Raw genomic sequence first — 15,341 nt, 5'->3', positions numbered from 1 at the left:
TGGAGGAGATAGCCGGGAGACAAAGAGGGTTCCGAAGGTCACTCGCGGTCACGGTCGTCCGGGTCGGCGGCTGGATCGTCCCCCGTCTCGTCGTCGCTTTCGGTGGCGTCGGGGTCCCACACCGCCACGTCCTCGTCCTCGCCCTCGCCCTGGAGGAGCGCGTCCAGGTCGATGTCGTCCCCGTCGCCCTCGTTGAGCGACTCAAAGATGTTGTCGGCAGTGTGGACGGCCTGGTCGGTCGGTTCGTCCGGCCCAGTCAGTTCGTCGGGATCAGTCGCTGCCTGCTCGGGATCGTGTGCTGAGACGTCCTCGCCCGTCTCGTCGGCGAACGAGTCCAACAGATCGGTGTCCGGGACCGTCTCGTCGTCGGGAGACAGGTCGGGCTCTGTGTCGTCGTCGGACTGGTCGGACTCTGTCTCGTCGGGGGACCGGTCGGCCGCTTGTCCGTCGGTTTCGGTCGGCCGATCGGAACCGTCGTCGGTATCTGTCGGTGGTTCGTCGGTGTCCGACAGTGCGACGTCGGTCTCGTCACCTCCGTCGTCTTCGGTGTCCGTCTCGTCTCCGTCGGAACCGTCGACCGGCGGCTCGGGTTCGGCGGTGTCGTCAGGACCTGCCCTATCGGGCGTGCCACCCAGTACGTCGACGAGTGACTGGTCGTCAGCAGGCTCTTTCTGGTCGGCCTCGTCCCCTGTCGGTTCGTCGGGACCGTCCGATTCGACCGCGTCCGCAGCGTTCGAAGCCGGCGCGTCCGCCATCGTGTCCGAGTCAGGCCCGTCGGTCTCGGCACTCCCGTCACCGTCGGACTGCTCGTTGGACCCGGTGTCTGTCGTCGCTGCCTGCTCGGAGTCTGCGTCGGGACGAGACGTTGTCTCCGCTTCGGACACCGTCGGCTGCTCGACGGCGGGCTCGGACTGTGCGGCCGCCGGTGGCCCGGAGATGTCGTCGGTGTCGTCACCGCCTTCGGTCGTGGGGACAGCCGCCGTCGGCAGTTCCTCGCTGGCGTCGACATCGCTGGGTTCGGCACCCACGGCCGCGGCTTCGAGCCGGCGGAGCGCGTCGGGCGTCGCGATCGCGTAGAGGATGTCACCCGCGGACAGGACCCGGCTCCTGTCGGGGATCGGTTCCGGTTTCGCGCCCTCGCGGGTGATCGCGACGACGGTGGCCTGCAACCCGCCGATCGTGACCCCGTCGAGATCGCTCCCGGCCTCGACCGTCGCGGTCCCGAGCGTCTCGTCGGCCGCCCGTAACAGGGACGCGAACTCCCGGTCAGGCCGGTCCTGGACCGGGAGCGTGACGAGTTTGTACTGCGTGCTGGGGTCGACTTTCTGCGTGTCCGCCGCGTCGATAGCGACGGTGACGATCTCGCCGGCGACACCGCGGAGTTCCCCCGTCAGGACCCGCTGGAGCGGGTCCGTCTCCCAGACCTGAACCAGGTCGCCGGCGCTGGCGGCGTGGGCCGGGTCCGCCTGGATGGCGACGGCGTTGGTCGCCGGCGGGAGCGTCGGTCCGATCCCCGCGGCCCGGGAACCGATCGCGAGGTATTCGACGGTGCCGTCGCCGGTCAGTTCCAGGTCGACATGGCCGACGCCGTAGTCGACTTTGAGCCGGGAGACCAGCCGCTCGCGGAGTTCCGTCTTCGTCAGCCGCCGCGGGAAGAGGAACCGTCGGCCGGCCAGTTTCTCCTTCGTCTTCTCGGGCATCGGGTCGTAGCCGACGATATCGTCGATCTCCTCGGGCAGCGTGACCGATGTGACGCGGCCGACCGTCCGGACGATCTCGCTGACGTCGGCGTCGATCTCACGACCGCCGGTCACGCCGAACAGGTCGGTCCCCAACCGCTCGCCGATCCGGGTCCCAGTGTACGCCCCGAAGCCGCCGACGACGAACGCGCCGATGTTCGCCAGGATCGCTTCAGCGGCGAGTACGTCGTCGCTGCCGCCGATGACCTGTCCCAGCGCAGTCGTCGTCCCCATGTAGAGCGCGACGGCGCTCAGTCCGACCAGGACCGCCAGTCCGGCAGGGACCCGCTCGCGGACGTACCAGCGGTACGCCAGTGCGACGGTCCCCGAAAGGGTGCCGGCTACCGTCGCCAGCCCGAGCATTCCCGCGATGACGCCGACGAGTTGGTCGGTGAGTGTCCCGTTCTGCGGGACGACGCCCTGGAGCGCCAGGCCGGCGACAGCGGGACTCACGCGACCGCCTCCGTGAACGCCGTCAGAGCCTCGCGGGGGCCGACCGCGTACAGTTCGTCGCCGGCGGTCAGATCGCTGTCGCCACGCGGGGCGAGTCGCCATCCCCCCTGCGTACGCACGGCCACGATCGCGACGCCGTAGGTCTCTCTGACGGCCGCGGCACCGATCGTCTGTCCGTCGAGTGCGCTGTCGGCCCCGATCGTCACCCGCTGGAACCGGCTGCCGGCCCGGCGAAGCAAGGAGACGAGTTCGAACTCCCGGCGGGTCCCGCGGGGCTCGACGACCACTTTCGCTGTCGAGGCCCTGAGCAACGGTTGGGCGTCGGTCCGCCGGACCCCGACAGTCAACCGTCCCTCGCCGCCGTCGGTCGTCGGCGCCTGCGCCGGCGTCGGCGGTTTCTCGGTGGCGTCGACCTCGGGTTCTTCGGGCGTCTCGACCGGTTTCGACCCCTCACAGCGGGCACTGACGACGGTCCCCCGAACCTGCGCGTCCGTCGTCAAGACGGTCACTTCGTCGCCACGAGCGAGTCCCGTCGGGAGTTTCGCGTCGATCGAGACCGCGTGACGGCCGTCGCCGACGCGTTTCGAGAGTCCCGAGAACGGCGGCGCGGCGACGACGGTCGCCTGCCCCCGCTCGTCGATGTTCACCGCGACGTCGCCGAGATCGTGTTCTGTCTTCAGGCGGTCCTCCAGGCGGGATTCGAGTTCGCCGATCCGGAGATCGACCGGAAACGTCCACTCGCTGCCCCGGATCTCCGCCCGGAGCGGTTCCGAGAGGGGAGGATATCCTTCCATGTCGGCGATCTCCCCGACGACGTGGATACGGACCTCGTCACGCCCGCCGACGAGATCGGCCAGGTCCGTCGAGAGTTTCTTCTCCCGTAGCGACTGTAAGGAGAGCCGTTTCGGGAAGTTCGCGCCCATCTGGTCGCCCTTGGCGTGTGCGTACAGCGACACCATCGCGACGACGAGGATCGCGGTGATGACGCGCTCGGCGTTGGGTAACGAGGTGATCGACTGGTCGGCAAGCGCCAGCAGTCCGCCGCTGACGCCGGCCAGCGCGATCGCTAACACGGCGACACCGAACCCGGGCAGTGTCACCCCGGTGAAATATTTGAACGTAAACCCCAGCGCACCGGAGACGAGCGCGGGGATGACCCCCACGAGCAGTCCCAGATAGACGCCCAGGAGGATCTCGACCGGGAGCGAAGCCATGTGCCCACCGTGTATGTCCGGCAGTAAATCGCTTCCGGCGTCGGCCACCCTTCCGAGGCAGTACATTTAGGACACGGCACGGTGACAGAGAGATATGGATCGGCGACGGGACTGGGTCGGTGCACGTGCCGCAATCCTCCTCCCGACGGTAGTCGCGATCCTCTCGTTTGCAACCGGTGTGGTCAACATCAGCGAGGCCCCCGTCTTCGGTCCACTGGCCGCGTACGTCCCACGGAGCGCCCAGCGGGCCGCGGGGTTTACGGGTGCGCTGACCGGCTTCACGCTGCTGGTCGGCGTCTTCGGCCTGCGACGTCGACTCCGGCTGGGCTGGTACGTGACCGCCATCCTCCTGCCGGTCTCGGCCGCACAGGGCCTCGTCCAATCGTCGGCGGTGTCGGTTCCGCTCGTGGTGCTCTCGCTGGTCTCGATCCCGACGATGCTGTTCAACCGGCAGCGGTTCGACCGGGCGATCGATCTCTCGACGGCGCAACTGGCTGCCGGCGCGGCGCTGATCGGCGCACAGGTGTACGGCACCGCCGGGACCTTCGCGCTGCGCGAGGAGTTCAACAACGTCTCGACGCTGACCGACGCGTTCTACTACACGCTCGTGACCGCCAGCACCGTCGGCTACGGCGACGTGACACCGAACACCGAGCAGGCGACGCTGTTCGCGATGTCGGTGGTCGTTCTGGGGACCGCCAGTTTCGCGATCGCGCTGGGGACCCTGCTCGGCCCCGCCATCGAGAAACGCCTCTCGGAGGCACTCGGAAACATGACTGACGCACAACTGGAACTGTTCCAGGACCACGTACTGGTCCTGGGCTACGGCGACCTGACGGAACCGATCCTCGAAGAACTGACCGGCGCAGTGGAGTTCGTCGTCATCACCCCCGACACGGACACCGCGTCGCGGCTCCAGCAGCGGGACATCGCCGTCCTCACCGCCGACCCCAGCGACGAGGAACCGCTCCAGCGGGCCGGCATCGAGGACGCGAGTGCAGTCGTGGCGGCCACGAACGACGACGCACAGGACGCCCTGTCGCTGCTGACGGCGAACAACATGAACCCGTCGGCGACGCTCGTGGCCGCGGCGACGGACCGCGAGAACATCGAGAAACTCCGCCGGGCCGGCGCCGACACGGTCATCAGCCCGGCGGTCATCGGCGGACACCTCATCGTCCAGTCCGCGCTGGGCCGTGAGGGGATGGAGAGCGTGGCCGACACGATCCTCGAAGTCGACGACGAACGCTAGTTCCGGTCGACTATCGCCACGTCGGCCTCGACGGCGTCGAGCCGTTCGAACGTCGGCGGCGAGACGAACCGCGAGGCGGCGCTGCGGTCCTGGCTGGCACCGATCACGACCAGGTCGTACTGGGAGCCGGTCTCGGTGAGAAACGACTGGATGTCGGTCCGGGCGACGCGGGTCTCGAAGGACCCCTCGAACGGTTCGACCAGGTCCGCCAGCATCTCCTCGGCCCGGCGCCGATCCGATCGGGCGCCGATACAGGTGGCGACGGCGACCCGGCCGCTGCGGCCGGCCAGTCGGGTCGCGAAGTCGACCATGTTGTGCGAGACGTCGCTGGCCCGGCGCACCGAGACCAGGACGTGTTTCCAGCGGGTCCGTTCGGTCCGCGAGCGGTGGACCAACACGTCGGTGTCACCGCCGAGCAACCGCCGGAGGTACGGCGTGAGCGCCCCGTGTTCGCTCTCGTAGGGGGCGACGACGAGGTCGCAGTTGACCGCGTCGGCCGTCCCGAGCGTGGTCGCCGCCGGGGTCCCGTCGTCGACGGCCACGACCACCTCACAGGGGACGCCGGCCCGGGTCTCGATCCGACCGGCCTCCCGCTCCAAGGCGTCGACGCGGGTCCCAAGACCCTCGTCCAGGGGCTCGTCGCCGCCGTCGTCGGGGTCGATATCGGTGTCCTCGCCGTCCAGTAGCGCCCGTTCGGCCGCTGCGACCGCCTGGTCGGGAACCAGATCGAGCAGGACGACCTTCCCGGCGTCGTGGGCCGCGGCCAACCGCGCGCCGAGTAGTGCGGTCCGGCCGGGGGTCTCGCCGCGCATCGGCACCAGGACGTGGTCGTCACCCTGTGTCGACTCGTAGAGGTAGGTCGCCCGCCGGTCGTAGAACCGCTCGCGCCAGACCGTGAAGACGACCGCGACGAAGGTACTCGCGAGGAAGATACTCCCGAGATAGGGGAACCGTTGGGCGGGCTGGAGCAACAGCGTCAGCAGCGCGGTGGCGTATCCCGACGGCTCCTCAATCCCCAGCGGCCAGGTCACCAGCCCGGTCAGCAGGACCGCACCCCCTGCGGCGACGGCGTTGACCGCGAACGGCCCGGGCGGTGCCGTGAGAAACGACTGTGAGACCCACAGCGCGGCGAGGCCACAGGCAGCCCCCAGTGTCAGCCCGGCGACGAACCGCCCCGGGCTGGAATACTTTCCCGTGGGGTCGACGAAGAGCGTGTAGGTGCCCGACGCCAGCGGCGGGAACAGCAGGAAGGTCAGCGACGGGACGGCGTTTGCCAGTGCGGTCACCAGTCCGATGAGCAACGGTACCACCACGAGCATCGAGAGGTGGACCAGGTGGTCGGTGGTCTCCATCCACCGGCGGAACTCCCGCAGTTCCCGGCGCTCGACGCGGTGGAGTCGCTGGGCACCCGTCCGGACCCGGTCTCTGACCCCGTCGAGCATGACTATCTCTATCGTGTGGGCCAGCCGGAGTAAAACCACCGCCCGGCGGTCGGCGTCCCCCTACAGCGACGCCGCGGCGGTCAGCCCGAGTTCGATCGCCCGCTCGACGTTGTCCTTGGCCTTCTCGGGGAGTTCGTCGGCGTCGGTCTCGCCTTTCTGTGTTCCCTCGACGAGGTTCCCGTCGACGGTACAGATAGCACCCGCGGCCAGTCCCTTCCGGCGGGCCAGCGAGAAGACGGCCGAGGCCTCCATCTCGACGGCCAACAGCCCCGCCGCCACCCAGTCACTGACGTATTCCTCTGTTTCGGCGTAGAAGGCGTCGTCAGTGGCGATCGGGCCGACGTGGACGTCCTCGTCGTTGGCCTCCGCGGCGTCGACGAGCGCCGAGAGGACGTCGTAGTCCGGGACGGCCGGAACGGTGACGTCCTCGTAGCGCTGGCTGGTCCCCTCGTCTTTGGCGGCACCGGTGGCGACGACCATGTCACCGATCTCGATATCGGACTGGAGCGCCCCCGTTGTCCCGACGCGGATGAACGTCTCGACGCCGACGGACGCCAGTTCCTCGACGGCGATAGCCGCCGACGGGGAGCCGATCCCGGTCGAACAGATCGTCAGGTCCCGCCCCTCGTAGGTGGCGTTGACGAGCTTGTACTCGCGGTTCTGTGCGACGGTCTCGGTGTCCTCGCAGTGACCGGCGATGCGGTCGACACGGCCGGGATCACCCGGAATAAGCGCGATATCGTTCAGATCGCCCGGTTCGACGAGCAAGTGGGGTTGTTTGGCCATACCCGAGGTTACACTGGTGGGGCGAAAAACGGCGGGGGTTCGCCACACCGACGGGATAGCGGGAGTGCTCTGCTCGCGGGACTCAGAGGACGAGTATCCGGACCATCGCCGGGACCAGCAGCGCCAGGGTTACGCCGTAGATGAACGTCGACAGCGCCCACTGGCGGACGATCGGCGTCGCCTCCTCGCGGAGACTCCCGCCGGCGCGGGGCATGGCGACGCGCTCGAAAAAGAAGTAGATGAACAGCGTGAGTACCGCGATGCCGACGAGATGGGGGATCGTCGGTACACCGTTGAGCGACAGGGCGATCGGAAGCGGCGACAGGACGAGGACGACGGCCCCGTACAGGAGTGGAGCGACCGTCCCGGTCACCTGGTGGACCGCGACCGCGAGCGCCTGGCTCACGTCCGTCGGGTCACACCGACGGAGCCCCGCGGCGGCGACGTGGGCCGGCTGGTACCCCTGTGGCTGGACGTACATGGGAATGTTCATCAGCGCCGCTGCCATGGCGCCGGAGACGAGACAGACGAGTACCCACTGCCCGAGGGGGAGGGCGAGCATATCACCCGCTGGGACTGGCAGCACAAAGGGTGTTGTGGACGACTCTCTCCGAAGTCGTGCGACGCGATCTCCCGTGTCCAGGACGGTCAGCTACGCGAATTCGGAGAGATGGGCACTGCGGAGGGGTCTCAGGGCGCGAGAAACAGGAACAGGACGATGTTGTTCGTCGCCGGACCGAGACCGACTGCGGCGATCAGCGACAACAGGAGCCCCCCCTCGACGGGCTCCTCTTCGAGATACTGGTGCATCAGGAGGACGACGGCGACGGCGACGACCAGTTTGACGGCGACGAACAGCCAGCCGCTGCCCAGCACCGACGAGGCTTCGAGGCTCCCCGCGAACTCCATGATCTCCCGGGGGACCGGAGAGCGCTCGCCGATCCCGAGGATGTCGGTCCCGATGGCCGTCGAGATGCCGTCTAGGGTGTGTGCGAAGACGACGACCGGCGCGGCATAGCGGGCACGGACCACCACCGGGGTCCGCCAGAGCGCGACGATGAGGACGACGACGGCAGCGACGACGACGCTCGCGACGACGGCGACGGTCGGCCACAGCAAGAACAGCGACCCCGCCTCCAGCGCCATCGTCACGCCGATCACCAGCAGGACCGTGAGCACGCCGGTCCCGATGAGTCCGAGGTTCCGGGTGACCGTCTCGTCGTGGCTGGTCCGGACGCCGAACAGCGACGCCGCGATCCAGGCGATCCCCAGAACGACGTAGGTCGTGAGATACACCGACGGCGTCCCGAACAGCGGCCGGTAGACGGCGTCGTAGGCCTCGATCGGCGGCTGATTGAACGCGTGGAGCGCCCCGCCGACGGCCATCCACGGCGCTAGCGCGGCAACCGTCCGCTGATCGATCGGCGGCTCGACAGCGTACAGCAGGACCGTCACCAACAGCGTCCCCGAAGCGAGTGCGATCACGTACGGCAAGGGTGGCAGTCCGAACCCGGACGGCAGTACCATACCCCAGCGGGGGACCCGGGGGCGGGAAAAGGTTCCGGCCCCGGGACGTTTACGTGTCGGCCAGTCGTTGCCGGGCGTATGGACGACGTTCCCGACCGGATCGAGCACACCGTGCTGGGGCCGACCACGACCCCCGACGACGTGCGGGGCTGCCTCGACGAGGCCATACAGTACGGCATGCGTGCCTGTATTCCACCCTGTTACCTCCCGCTTGCGACCGACTACGCCAACGTCACGCTGTCGACGGTGATCGACTTTCCCCACGGCCAGGGAAGCCCGGACGCGGCCTGTCACGAGGCCCGGAGAGCGTGGGACGACGGGGCCGACGAACTCGATCTGGTGTGTAACGTCGGGCGCCTGAAAGCCGGCGAGGACGACGCCGTCCGCGAGAAGATCGCTGAGGTCGTCGCCGCCGTTCCGATCCCGGTGAAGGTCATCGTCGAGGCACCGCTGTTGACCGAGGCCGAACTCCACCGCGTCGGCAATCTGGCCTCCGAGGCCGACGCCGCGTTCCTCAAGACCGCCACGGGCTTCTCCGAGGGGGGTGCGACAGCCCCGGACGTCGAACTACTGAGCAACTACCTCCCGGTCAAAGCCAGCGGCGGCGTCGGCTCCTGGGCCGAGGCGAAGGCGATGTTCGAGGCCGGTGCCGAGCGGATCGGCGCCTCGAGCGGCGACGTGATCGTCGGCGAGTGGCGCGAAGAACGGGACGAATCCGGCCGGGACTGGTGAGTCCCCAACCGTCGCGCTTTTGCCCGCGCGGGAGAACAGTACTCTGACTGCAGATGGCCCGCTATCACATCGAGACGTACGGGTGTACCTCCAACAGGGGGGAGACCCAGCAGATCGAGCAGACGCTCCGGGAGGGAGGCCACCACCCCGCCGATAGCCCCGAGTCGGCGGACGTGGCCATCCTCAACACCTGTACGGTCCTGGAGAAGACCGAGCGCAACATGCTCGAACGGGCCAAAGAACTCGACGCGGAGACGCCGGCCGACCTCGTCGTCACGGGCTGTATGGCCCTGGCACAGGGCGATCAGTTCCGCGATGCCGGCGTCGACGCCGAGATCCTCCACTGGGACGACGTGGCTCAGCACGTCCTCAACGGGGAGTGTCCGACTGTCACGCCCGACACCGAGACCGTCTTGAACGGCGTCGTCGGCATCCTCCCGATCGCACGGGGCTGTATGAGCGACTGCTCGTACTGTATCACAAAGCAGGCGACGGGCCGTATCGACTCACCGTCCGTCGAGGAGAACGTCGAGAAAGCCCGGGCACTGGTCCACGCCGGCGCGAAGGAAGTGCGGATCACCGGCCAGGACACCGGCGTCTACGGCTGGGACACCAACCAGGGCGAGAGCCTGCTGCCCGAACTACTGGACCGCATCTGTACCGAGATCGACGGCGAGTTCCGGGTCCGGGTCGGGATGGCCAACCCGAAGGGGCTCCACGGCGTCCGGGAGGAACTCGCTCGGGTGTTCGCCGAACACGACGAACTGTACAACTTCATCCACGCCCCGGTCCAGTCCGGCAGCGACGACGTGCTCGCGGACATGCGCCGCCAGCACGCCGTCGACGAGTACGTCGAGGTCGTCGAGGCCTTCGACGAGGCGCTTTCCTACTGGACGCTGTCGACGGACTTCATCGTCGGGTTCCCCACCGAGGACCCCGAAGACCACGAACAGTCGATGGCGCTCTTGCGCGAAACCCGCCCGGAGAAGATCAACGTCACGCGCTTCTCGAAGCGGCCCGGCACCGACGCCGCCGAGATGAAAGGGTTGGGCGGCCAGACGAAGAAGGACCGCTCGAAGGCCATGACCGAGTTGAAGATGGAGCTGACCGGCCAGGCCTACGAGGAGATGATCGGGCAGGAATCGTCGGTGCTGCTCGTCGAGGACGGCACCGAGGAGTCGCTGGTGGGTTACGACGAAGCCTATCGGCAGGTCGTGATCGCCGACGCGGAACAGCGGGGACTGGAGGTCGGCGACATCGTCGACGTCGAGGTGACGAGTCACAACACGGTGTATGCCTTCGGCGAGCCCGTGAAGGCGGCGCTGGCTGCCGATTGACGCGTTCTCACCCGTGGGAAACGGGGCTCGATGACCCCGTCGGCACGGGTGCCATCGAAGGGGAGAAGTACGCGACGCCGTCAGTACGGGTATGCGACGCCGCTCGTTCCTGGCAGCAGTCGGGACGGCGATGGGGACGGCCGGCTGTGTCGGGTCGTCGCGTCCTCGGCAGCCGTTCCGCGTCTCACTCCCCGGCAGCGACGGGACGTTTCCGGTCCGTCACACCTGTGACGGTGCGGGCGAGTCGCCGGCGATCGCCGTCGAATCGGTCCCCGAACCGGTGGTGGCGCTGGCCGTGACCGCCGAGTCCAACAGGGACGCGATCATCGAACCCGTCCACTGGACGCTCTGGAACGTCCCGGCCGACCGGGAAGAGATTCCCGCTGGCCTGCCGCGAACGGCGACGGTCGAAACGCTTGGCGGTGCACGACAGGGTCAGCCCTCGAACGGATCGCCGGGCTACGAGCCGCTCTGTCCACCCCCCGGTGGGACTGCGGAGTACCGGTTTCAGGTGTACGGGCTCGACGCGTCCCTGGAACTGCCGGGTGGGGCGGCACACGACGACGCACTCGACGCGATCACCGCCGCAGCCGTCGCCAGTCAGCGCTTCGTCCGGGCGTACGAGCGGCCGGCCGACGCGGAGTCCGGCTCCGAGTGAGGACCCCGCAACAGGACCGTCGGGACCGCTCACTCCAGATCGGCCAGCCGTTCGACCTCGTCGTCGGCCTTCCACTCGCCCAGTTCCTTCGGATCGACGTGGACGAACACGTCGTCGACTTCCGGAAGCTCCTGGACCGACTTGATCACCGCCGTCTCGATGTCGTGGGCCTCCCGCAGGGTGAGCGCACCCTCGACCTCGATGTGGAGGCTGACGTCGATCTCGGGGCCGACGTAGTGAGCGATGACGTCGTGAGCGCCCTGGACCTGAGGGTGTGAGAGCGCGCGTTTGAGGATCTCCTTGCGGAGGTCCTCGGGCGGTGCAGCGCCGACGAGGTACGCGACGTTGTCCCGGACCACCTCGACGCCGGTGTAGAGGATGCCGACGGCGACGACCAGTGCGGCCAGCGGGTCCGCGAGCGGGAACCCCAGTAACGCGCCGACGACACCGACCAACGCCGCGCCGGCGGTGAGGATGTCGTTTCGGTTGTCCGTCGCGGTCGCGACCAGTGCCGGCGAGTTGCGCTGGCGGCCCGCGGCCAGACAGTACCGGTAGAGCCCGTACTTGGTCACCGCCGAGAGCACGAGGACCGAGATAGCGGCCGGCCCTCTCGTGACGGTGACGTCGCCCGATAGGAGTGCCGAACCGGCCTGCCAGAGGACGACACCGCCGGCGAGGAAGATGCCGGCAGCGACGAACAGCGAGACGAACGGCTCGATCCGCTCGTGGCCGTGAGGGTGCTCGAAGTCGGGCGGCCGCGTCGTCAGATAAAGGCCGGCGACGATGACCAGCGAGTAGGCGGTGTCGGCGGCGCTGTTGACGGCTTCGGACTGGACGGCGAAGCTCCCGGTCATCGCCCAGACGCCGCCTTTCAGCAGCATCAGCGCGAGGTTCACACCGAGGACCAGGAGCCCGACCCGCCGGAGCGTCGCGCGGCGTGACATCGAGCGTCCGTAGACGGCCCCCGGTCAAAGCCGCTTCGCCGTGCGGTCGGACGAGAGTCGTGACCCATTCGAACTGCCGGACAGCTCGGGCGACACGATCGACAGATCACCGCTGTCCGGCGGCCTACGCGAACCGAACAGCGCTGTCCGGTCCCGGCGTCTCGGCACCGTCCTGCTGGGCGAACGCGTCGTGCAACCGGTCGTAGGTGTCCGCGACCGCCTCGACGATCACCTTCGTGTCGCCGACGACCGGCATGAAGTTCGTATCACCGTCCCACCGCGGGACGACGTGTGTGTGGAGGTGGTCGTCGATGGAACCCCCGGCCGCCGACCCACCGAGGTTCAGACCGGCGTTGAACGCGTCCGGTCCGAGCGCCGTCTCCAGTGCGTCGAAGGCCCGCTGTTTCAACCGGGCGTGGTCCAACAGCGTCGCCTCGTCGAGATCGCCGTACTCGCCGGTGTGGTCGTGGGGGATGACCATCACGTGGCCCGGGTTGTAGGGGTAGTTGTTCAGGAGGACGAACGACCGTTCGCTCCGGGCGACGACCCGGTTGTCCCGGTCGGCGTCGTCGTCCCGGAACGCACAGAAGACGCAGTCGATGTCGGGGTTCTGCTCCTCGCGCTCGACCCAGTCGATCCGCCACGGCGCGAACACCTGGTCCATGGGTCACAGTCCGTCCAGCGGACCTAAACGACTTCGAACGGAGGGTCGACCTTCTATTTAAATGTATCGGCCGTTCAAGCCATGAATCTGCGTAAAACCGGGCGCGAAACAGCGTGTGGAGCCCCGTCTCGGCGGTGTGCGTCGTCGGCGTTATCTCGTCGTTGTCCGCCGATAAACGGTCTGAACAGTGTGGAACTGAACTGTGTCTTTATGCTGTCTGTCATCCTCGCATCAGCTACGATGGCAACGACACCCCACGACGCCGATATGGCCGAGCGCTGTGCCGACTGTGGCCGTGAGACACCCCACGCCGTCAGCGTCGAGATCCTGACCGAGAGCGAGAAACCGGAGAACGTGGCGTTCTCCCGGGAGCCCTACCGGGTCAGCGAATGTCAGGTGTGTGGGGCGACGACGAAGATCCGGATGAACAACGCCTGATTACCGCGACCGTGTCGTCACTTCACAGCCGTCCTCGGTGATGATGACGGTGTGTTCTTTCTGGCTGACGTAGTAGCCGTCCTGCTCTTTGAGGACGGGGTAGCCGTGGACGATGTCCTGTTGCTGGAGCCGGCGAAGCGCCATCTCGGCCCGCGAGGAGTCGAGCCACCGGGCGGCGAAGGGCAGCGTCCGGAACTCCTCGGTGATCTGATCGAGGACCTGTCGGGCCTGGCGGTTTCGGACGTTGCCCTCGCGTTCGAGCGCGAAGATCTCTTCGTCGGCCCCTTCCTGGACCTTCCCGCCGCCGTCGGTCGCGAACGGCTCGATGGCGACCACGTCGCCGGTCTCTAGGACCGCGCCCTGTTGCACCTCGCGGTTCGGGATGTTCGGGGCCGTATGCTGTTCCCAGTGGCCCAGTCCGTGGCCGGTGAGGTTGACGACCGGGTTGAAGCCGTACCCCTCGATGACGTCCTCGACGGCCGCGCCGATCTCCCCGACGTCGACGCCGGGACCCGCGATGTCGAGGGCCGCGTCCAACGCTTCTTCAGAGGCCGCGGCCAGGTCGTCCTGGCCGGAGAGGTCGACGGTGACGGCAGTGTCGGCGAGCCAGCCGTCGACGTGGACGCCGATGTCCAGGTTGACCATCTCCTCGCCGAACGTGGCGTCGTCGTCACGGGAGGGAGTCGCGTGAGCGGCCTCCTCGTCGATCGAGATGTTGACCGGGAAGGCCGGTTCACCGCCGAGTTCCCGGATGCGGTCTTCGGCCCACTCGGCGAGTTCGAGGTGGCTGGCGCCGACCTCGACCCGTTCTGCGGCCTCGTCGCGTACCTGTGCGAGAATCTCTCCGGCCTCGCGGCACTTCTCGTACTGCTCGGCCTGGAGGTCCACGTCGCTCATGCCCCGTGGTTGTATGCTGTGGGTGAAAGCGTTTGCCGTTGGGCTCAGCCGACCGGCCGGAACCGCGAGAGAGCGCCGTACCCCGAGAGGACTGTGAGGGTGACGAGGACGACGGCACCGGCCACGAGCGCGAACACGTCCCGGGGAGCAGTGACGACCAGGGGACTACCAGTTACGGCGGTATAGCCGGCGACGAGTGTCTCGCTGCCCGCGAGGACGCCGCCACAGCCGACGGCGGTGGTGCCGCCGACCGCGACAGCGACACGAGCCCAAGGTCGACCCCGGGCAGCCGCGTCACGTCCGGCGATCGCGGCCGCGAAGAGGGCGAACAGCGACGCGAGGGCGAGGAAGACGGGAGTCACGAACGGGAGTTGGCCGTGATCGGGTATAAACCTTCAGTCCGGCCCTACGCGTGCCGTCTGCATCGCCTGTGTGTTGAACTCCGACCCGGCGTGGCCGGCCTGATCCATGACGATCACGCCGGCCCGACCGCCGGTCGCGTCGGCGAACTCGTCGATGGCCTCCTCCGCAGCCTGACGGGGGCCGTAGGTGTCCAGCAACTCGACGGCCCGTCGGGCGAGCCCGAACCTGGCGATCGCTTCGCCCTCGCCGGTCGCGCTCGCACCGCCGTTCTCGTCGGCGTAGAACCCCGCGCCCAGTTGTGGAACGTCTCCCACCCGGCCGGCCAGCGCGAACCACCGCCCGGCCGTCGAGGTGGCTGCCGCCAGCCGGTCGCCGTCGGTGGCGACCGCGCCCACGGTGTCGTGTCCGCCGAACCGATCCCGGACCCACTGGAGGTGGGCCTCGCCCAGTTGCGCCGGCGGGTCGGCTCCCTCCCAGCGCCGCCGTGTCCCGTCCGTCCAGAGGTCGACCCCGGTGTCGATCCCACACATGGCCGCGAGGTCGACGGCCTGCTGGCCGGCCACCAGGACGTGGGGCGTCTCCGTGGCGACGGCGTGAGCGACGTCGACGGCGTGGGCGACGCCGGGCATCGAGCAGGCCGCGCCGGCAGTCCCGTCGGCGGTCATCAGGCCGGCGTCCGTCCGAACCACCCCGTCGCTCTGGACGGCCCCACCGACACCGGCGTTGAACGACGGGGCGCGTTCTAACGGGCGAATCGCCGCGCGGACGGCCTCGGTCGGTGTCGCCGCGTCGCTGGCGACCGTCGCAGCCTCACTGAGTGTCGCGTGGCGATCAGTCGGCTGCTCGGGTACACTCCCGGCCCCGCCGTGGACGATCACGTGCATGTGCCGACATC

General features: G+C 68.4%; 16 protein-coding genes. 5 read left to right on the top strand and 11 right to left on the bottom strand.

Going from position 1 to position 15,341, the window contains the following annotated elements; genetic code table 11:
• Window positions 1-38: 38 nt before the first annotated feature.
• Window positions 39-2,192, bottom strand: a complete 2,154-nt coding sequence (locus P0204_RS13875) for a cation:proton antiporter regulatory subunit (protein WP_336406457.1) — start codon at window positions 2,190-2,192, stop codon at window positions 39-41.
• Entirely contained in the window at window positions 2,189-3,406 is a 1,218-nt protein-coding gene (locus P0204_RS13870) for a potassium channel family protein (RefSeq protein WP_276180216.1), read from the bottom strand. Before P0204_RS13870 ends, P0204_RS13875 begins: the two co-directional genes overlap by 4 nt.
• 94 nt (window positions 3,407-3,500) lie before the next feature.
• On the opposite strand from P0204_RS13870, the gene P0204_RS13865 reads away from it, so the two are divergent.
• On the top strand, window positions 3,501-4,658 hold the full coding sequence (locus tag P0204_RS13865) for an NAD-binding protein (protein WP_276180213.1): 1,158 nt from the start codon (window positions 3,501-3,503) through the stop codon (window positions 4,656-4,658).
• Here the strand turns inward: P0204_RS13865 and P0204_RS13860 are convergent.
• From P0204_RS13860 to P0204_RS13845, 4 genes are all read right to left on the bottom strand, one after another.
• Window positions 4,655-6,100, bottom strand: coding sequence for an HPP family protein (locus P0204_RS13860; protein WP_276180210.1), 1,446 nt, complete (start codon window positions 6,098-6,100; stop codon window positions 4,655-4,657). The genes P0204_RS13865 and P0204_RS13860 overlap by 4 nt on opposite strands.
• 60 nt (window positions 6,101-6,160) lie before the next feature.
• Window positions 6,161-6,886 (bottom strand): nucleoside phosphorylase, encoded by a 726-nt coding sequence (locus P0204_RS13855; RefSeq protein ID WP_276180208.1) that lies wholly within the window; start codon window positions 6,884-6,886, stop codon window positions 6,161-6,163.
• Between the two features lie 82 nt (window positions 6,887-6,968).
• Window positions 6,969-7,448 (bottom strand): hypothetical protein, encoded by a 480-nt coding sequence (locus P0204_RS13850; protein ID WP_276180206.1) that lies wholly within the window; start codon window positions 7,446-7,448, stop codon window positions 6,969-6,971.
• A 128-nt stretch (window positions 7,449-7,576) separates the two neighbouring features.
• Complete coding sequence (locus P0204_RS13845) at window positions 7,577-8,413, bottom strand: DUF63 family protein (RefSeq protein WP_276180204.1); 837 nt, start codon at window positions 8,411-8,413, stop codon at window positions 7,577-7,579.
• 78 nt (window positions 8,414-8,491) lie between these two features.
• Between P0204_RS13845 and deoC the strand changes: the two genes are divergently transcribed.
• The 3 genes from deoC (at window position 8,492) to P0204_RS13830 (ending at window position 11,140) form a co-directional block, all read left to right on the top strand.
• Window positions 8,492-9,145 (top strand): deoxyribose-phosphate aldolase, encoded by a 654-nt coding sequence (deoC, locus tag P0204_RS13840; RefSeq protein WP_276180201.1) that lies wholly within the window; start codon window positions 8,492-8,494, stop codon window positions 9,143-9,145.
• 53 nt (window positions 9,146-9,198) lie between these two features.
• Window positions 9,199-10,482 (top strand): tRNA (N(6)-L-threonylcarbamoyladenosine(37)-C(2))-methylthiotransferase, encoded by a 1,284-nt coding sequence (locus tag P0204_RS13835; protein ID WP_276180199.1) that lies wholly within the window; start codon window positions 9,199-9,201, stop codon window positions 10,480-10,482.
• Between the two features lie 91 nt (window positions 10,483-10,573).
• The gene (locus P0204_RS13830) at window positions 10,574-11,140 is read left to right on the top strand and encodes a YbhB/YbcL family Raf kinase inhibitor-like protein (protein WP_276180197.1); all 567 of its coding nucleotides are present in this window, start codon (window positions 10,574-10,576) and stop codon (window positions 11,138-11,140) included.
• Window positions 11,141-11,169: 29 nt separating this feature from the next.
• On the opposite strand, the gene P0204_RS13825 is transcribed toward P0204_RS13830, so the two are convergent.
• Both P0204_RS13825 and P0204_RS13820 read right to left on the bottom strand, forming a co-directional pair.
• On the bottom strand, window positions 11,170-12,084 hold the full coding sequence (locus P0204_RS13825; RefSeq protein ID WP_276180195.1) for a cation diffusion facilitator family transporter: 915 nt from the start codon (window positions 12,082-12,084) through the stop codon (window positions 11,170-11,172).
• A gap of 124 nt (window positions 12,085-12,208) precedes the next feature.
• A complete protein-coding gene (locus P0204_RS13820) occupies window positions 12,209-12,748 on the bottom strand; it encodes an HIT family protein (protein ID WP_276180193.1) in 540 nt (179 codons plus the stop codon).
• Between the two features lie 240 nt (window positions 12,749-12,988).
• Between P0204_RS13820 and P0204_RS13815 the strand changes: the two genes are divergently transcribed.
• Complete coding sequence (locus P0204_RS13815) at window positions 12,989-13,186, top strand: DUF7835 family putative zinc beta-ribbon protein (RefSeq protein WP_276180191.1); 198 nt, start codon at window positions 12,989-12,991, stop codon at window positions 13,184-13,186.
• Here P0204_RS13815 and map read toward each other — a convergent pair whose 3' ends face one another.
• The 3 genes from map to P0204_RS13800 are packed head-to-tail and all read right to left on the bottom strand — an operon-like array spanning window position 13,187 to window position 15,330.
• Window positions 13,187-14,083, bottom strand: coding sequence for a type II methionyl aminopeptidase (map, locus tag P0204_RS13810; protein ID WP_276180189.1), 897 nt, complete (start codon window positions 14,081-14,083; stop codon window positions 13,187-13,189). It lies immediately after the preceding gene.
• Between the two features lie 44 nt (window positions 14,084-14,127).
• On the bottom strand, window positions 14,128-14,445 hold the full coding sequence (locus P0204_RS13805; RefSeq protein WP_276180187.1) for a hypothetical protein: 318 nt from the start codon (window positions 14,443-14,445) through the stop codon (window positions 14,128-14,130).
• 33 nt (window positions 14,446-14,478) lie between these two features.
• Window positions 14,479-15,330 (bottom strand): isoaspartyl peptidase/L-asparaginase, encoded by an 852-nt coding sequence (locus P0204_RS13800; RefSeq protein ID WP_276180185.1) that lies wholly within the window; start codon window positions 15,328-15,330, stop codon window positions 14,479-14,481.
• Window positions 15,331-15,341: the final 11 nt, after the last annotated feature.

The organism is Haloarcula halophila (assembly GCF_029278565.1).
GTDB classification, from domain to species: domain Archaea; phylum Halobacteriota; class Halobacteria; order Halobacteriales; family Haloarculaceae; genus Haloarcula; species Haloarcula halophila.
The sequence above is the reverse complement of the archived record's forward strand: the minus strand, read 5'-3'. Positions and strand labels throughout refer to the sequence as shown.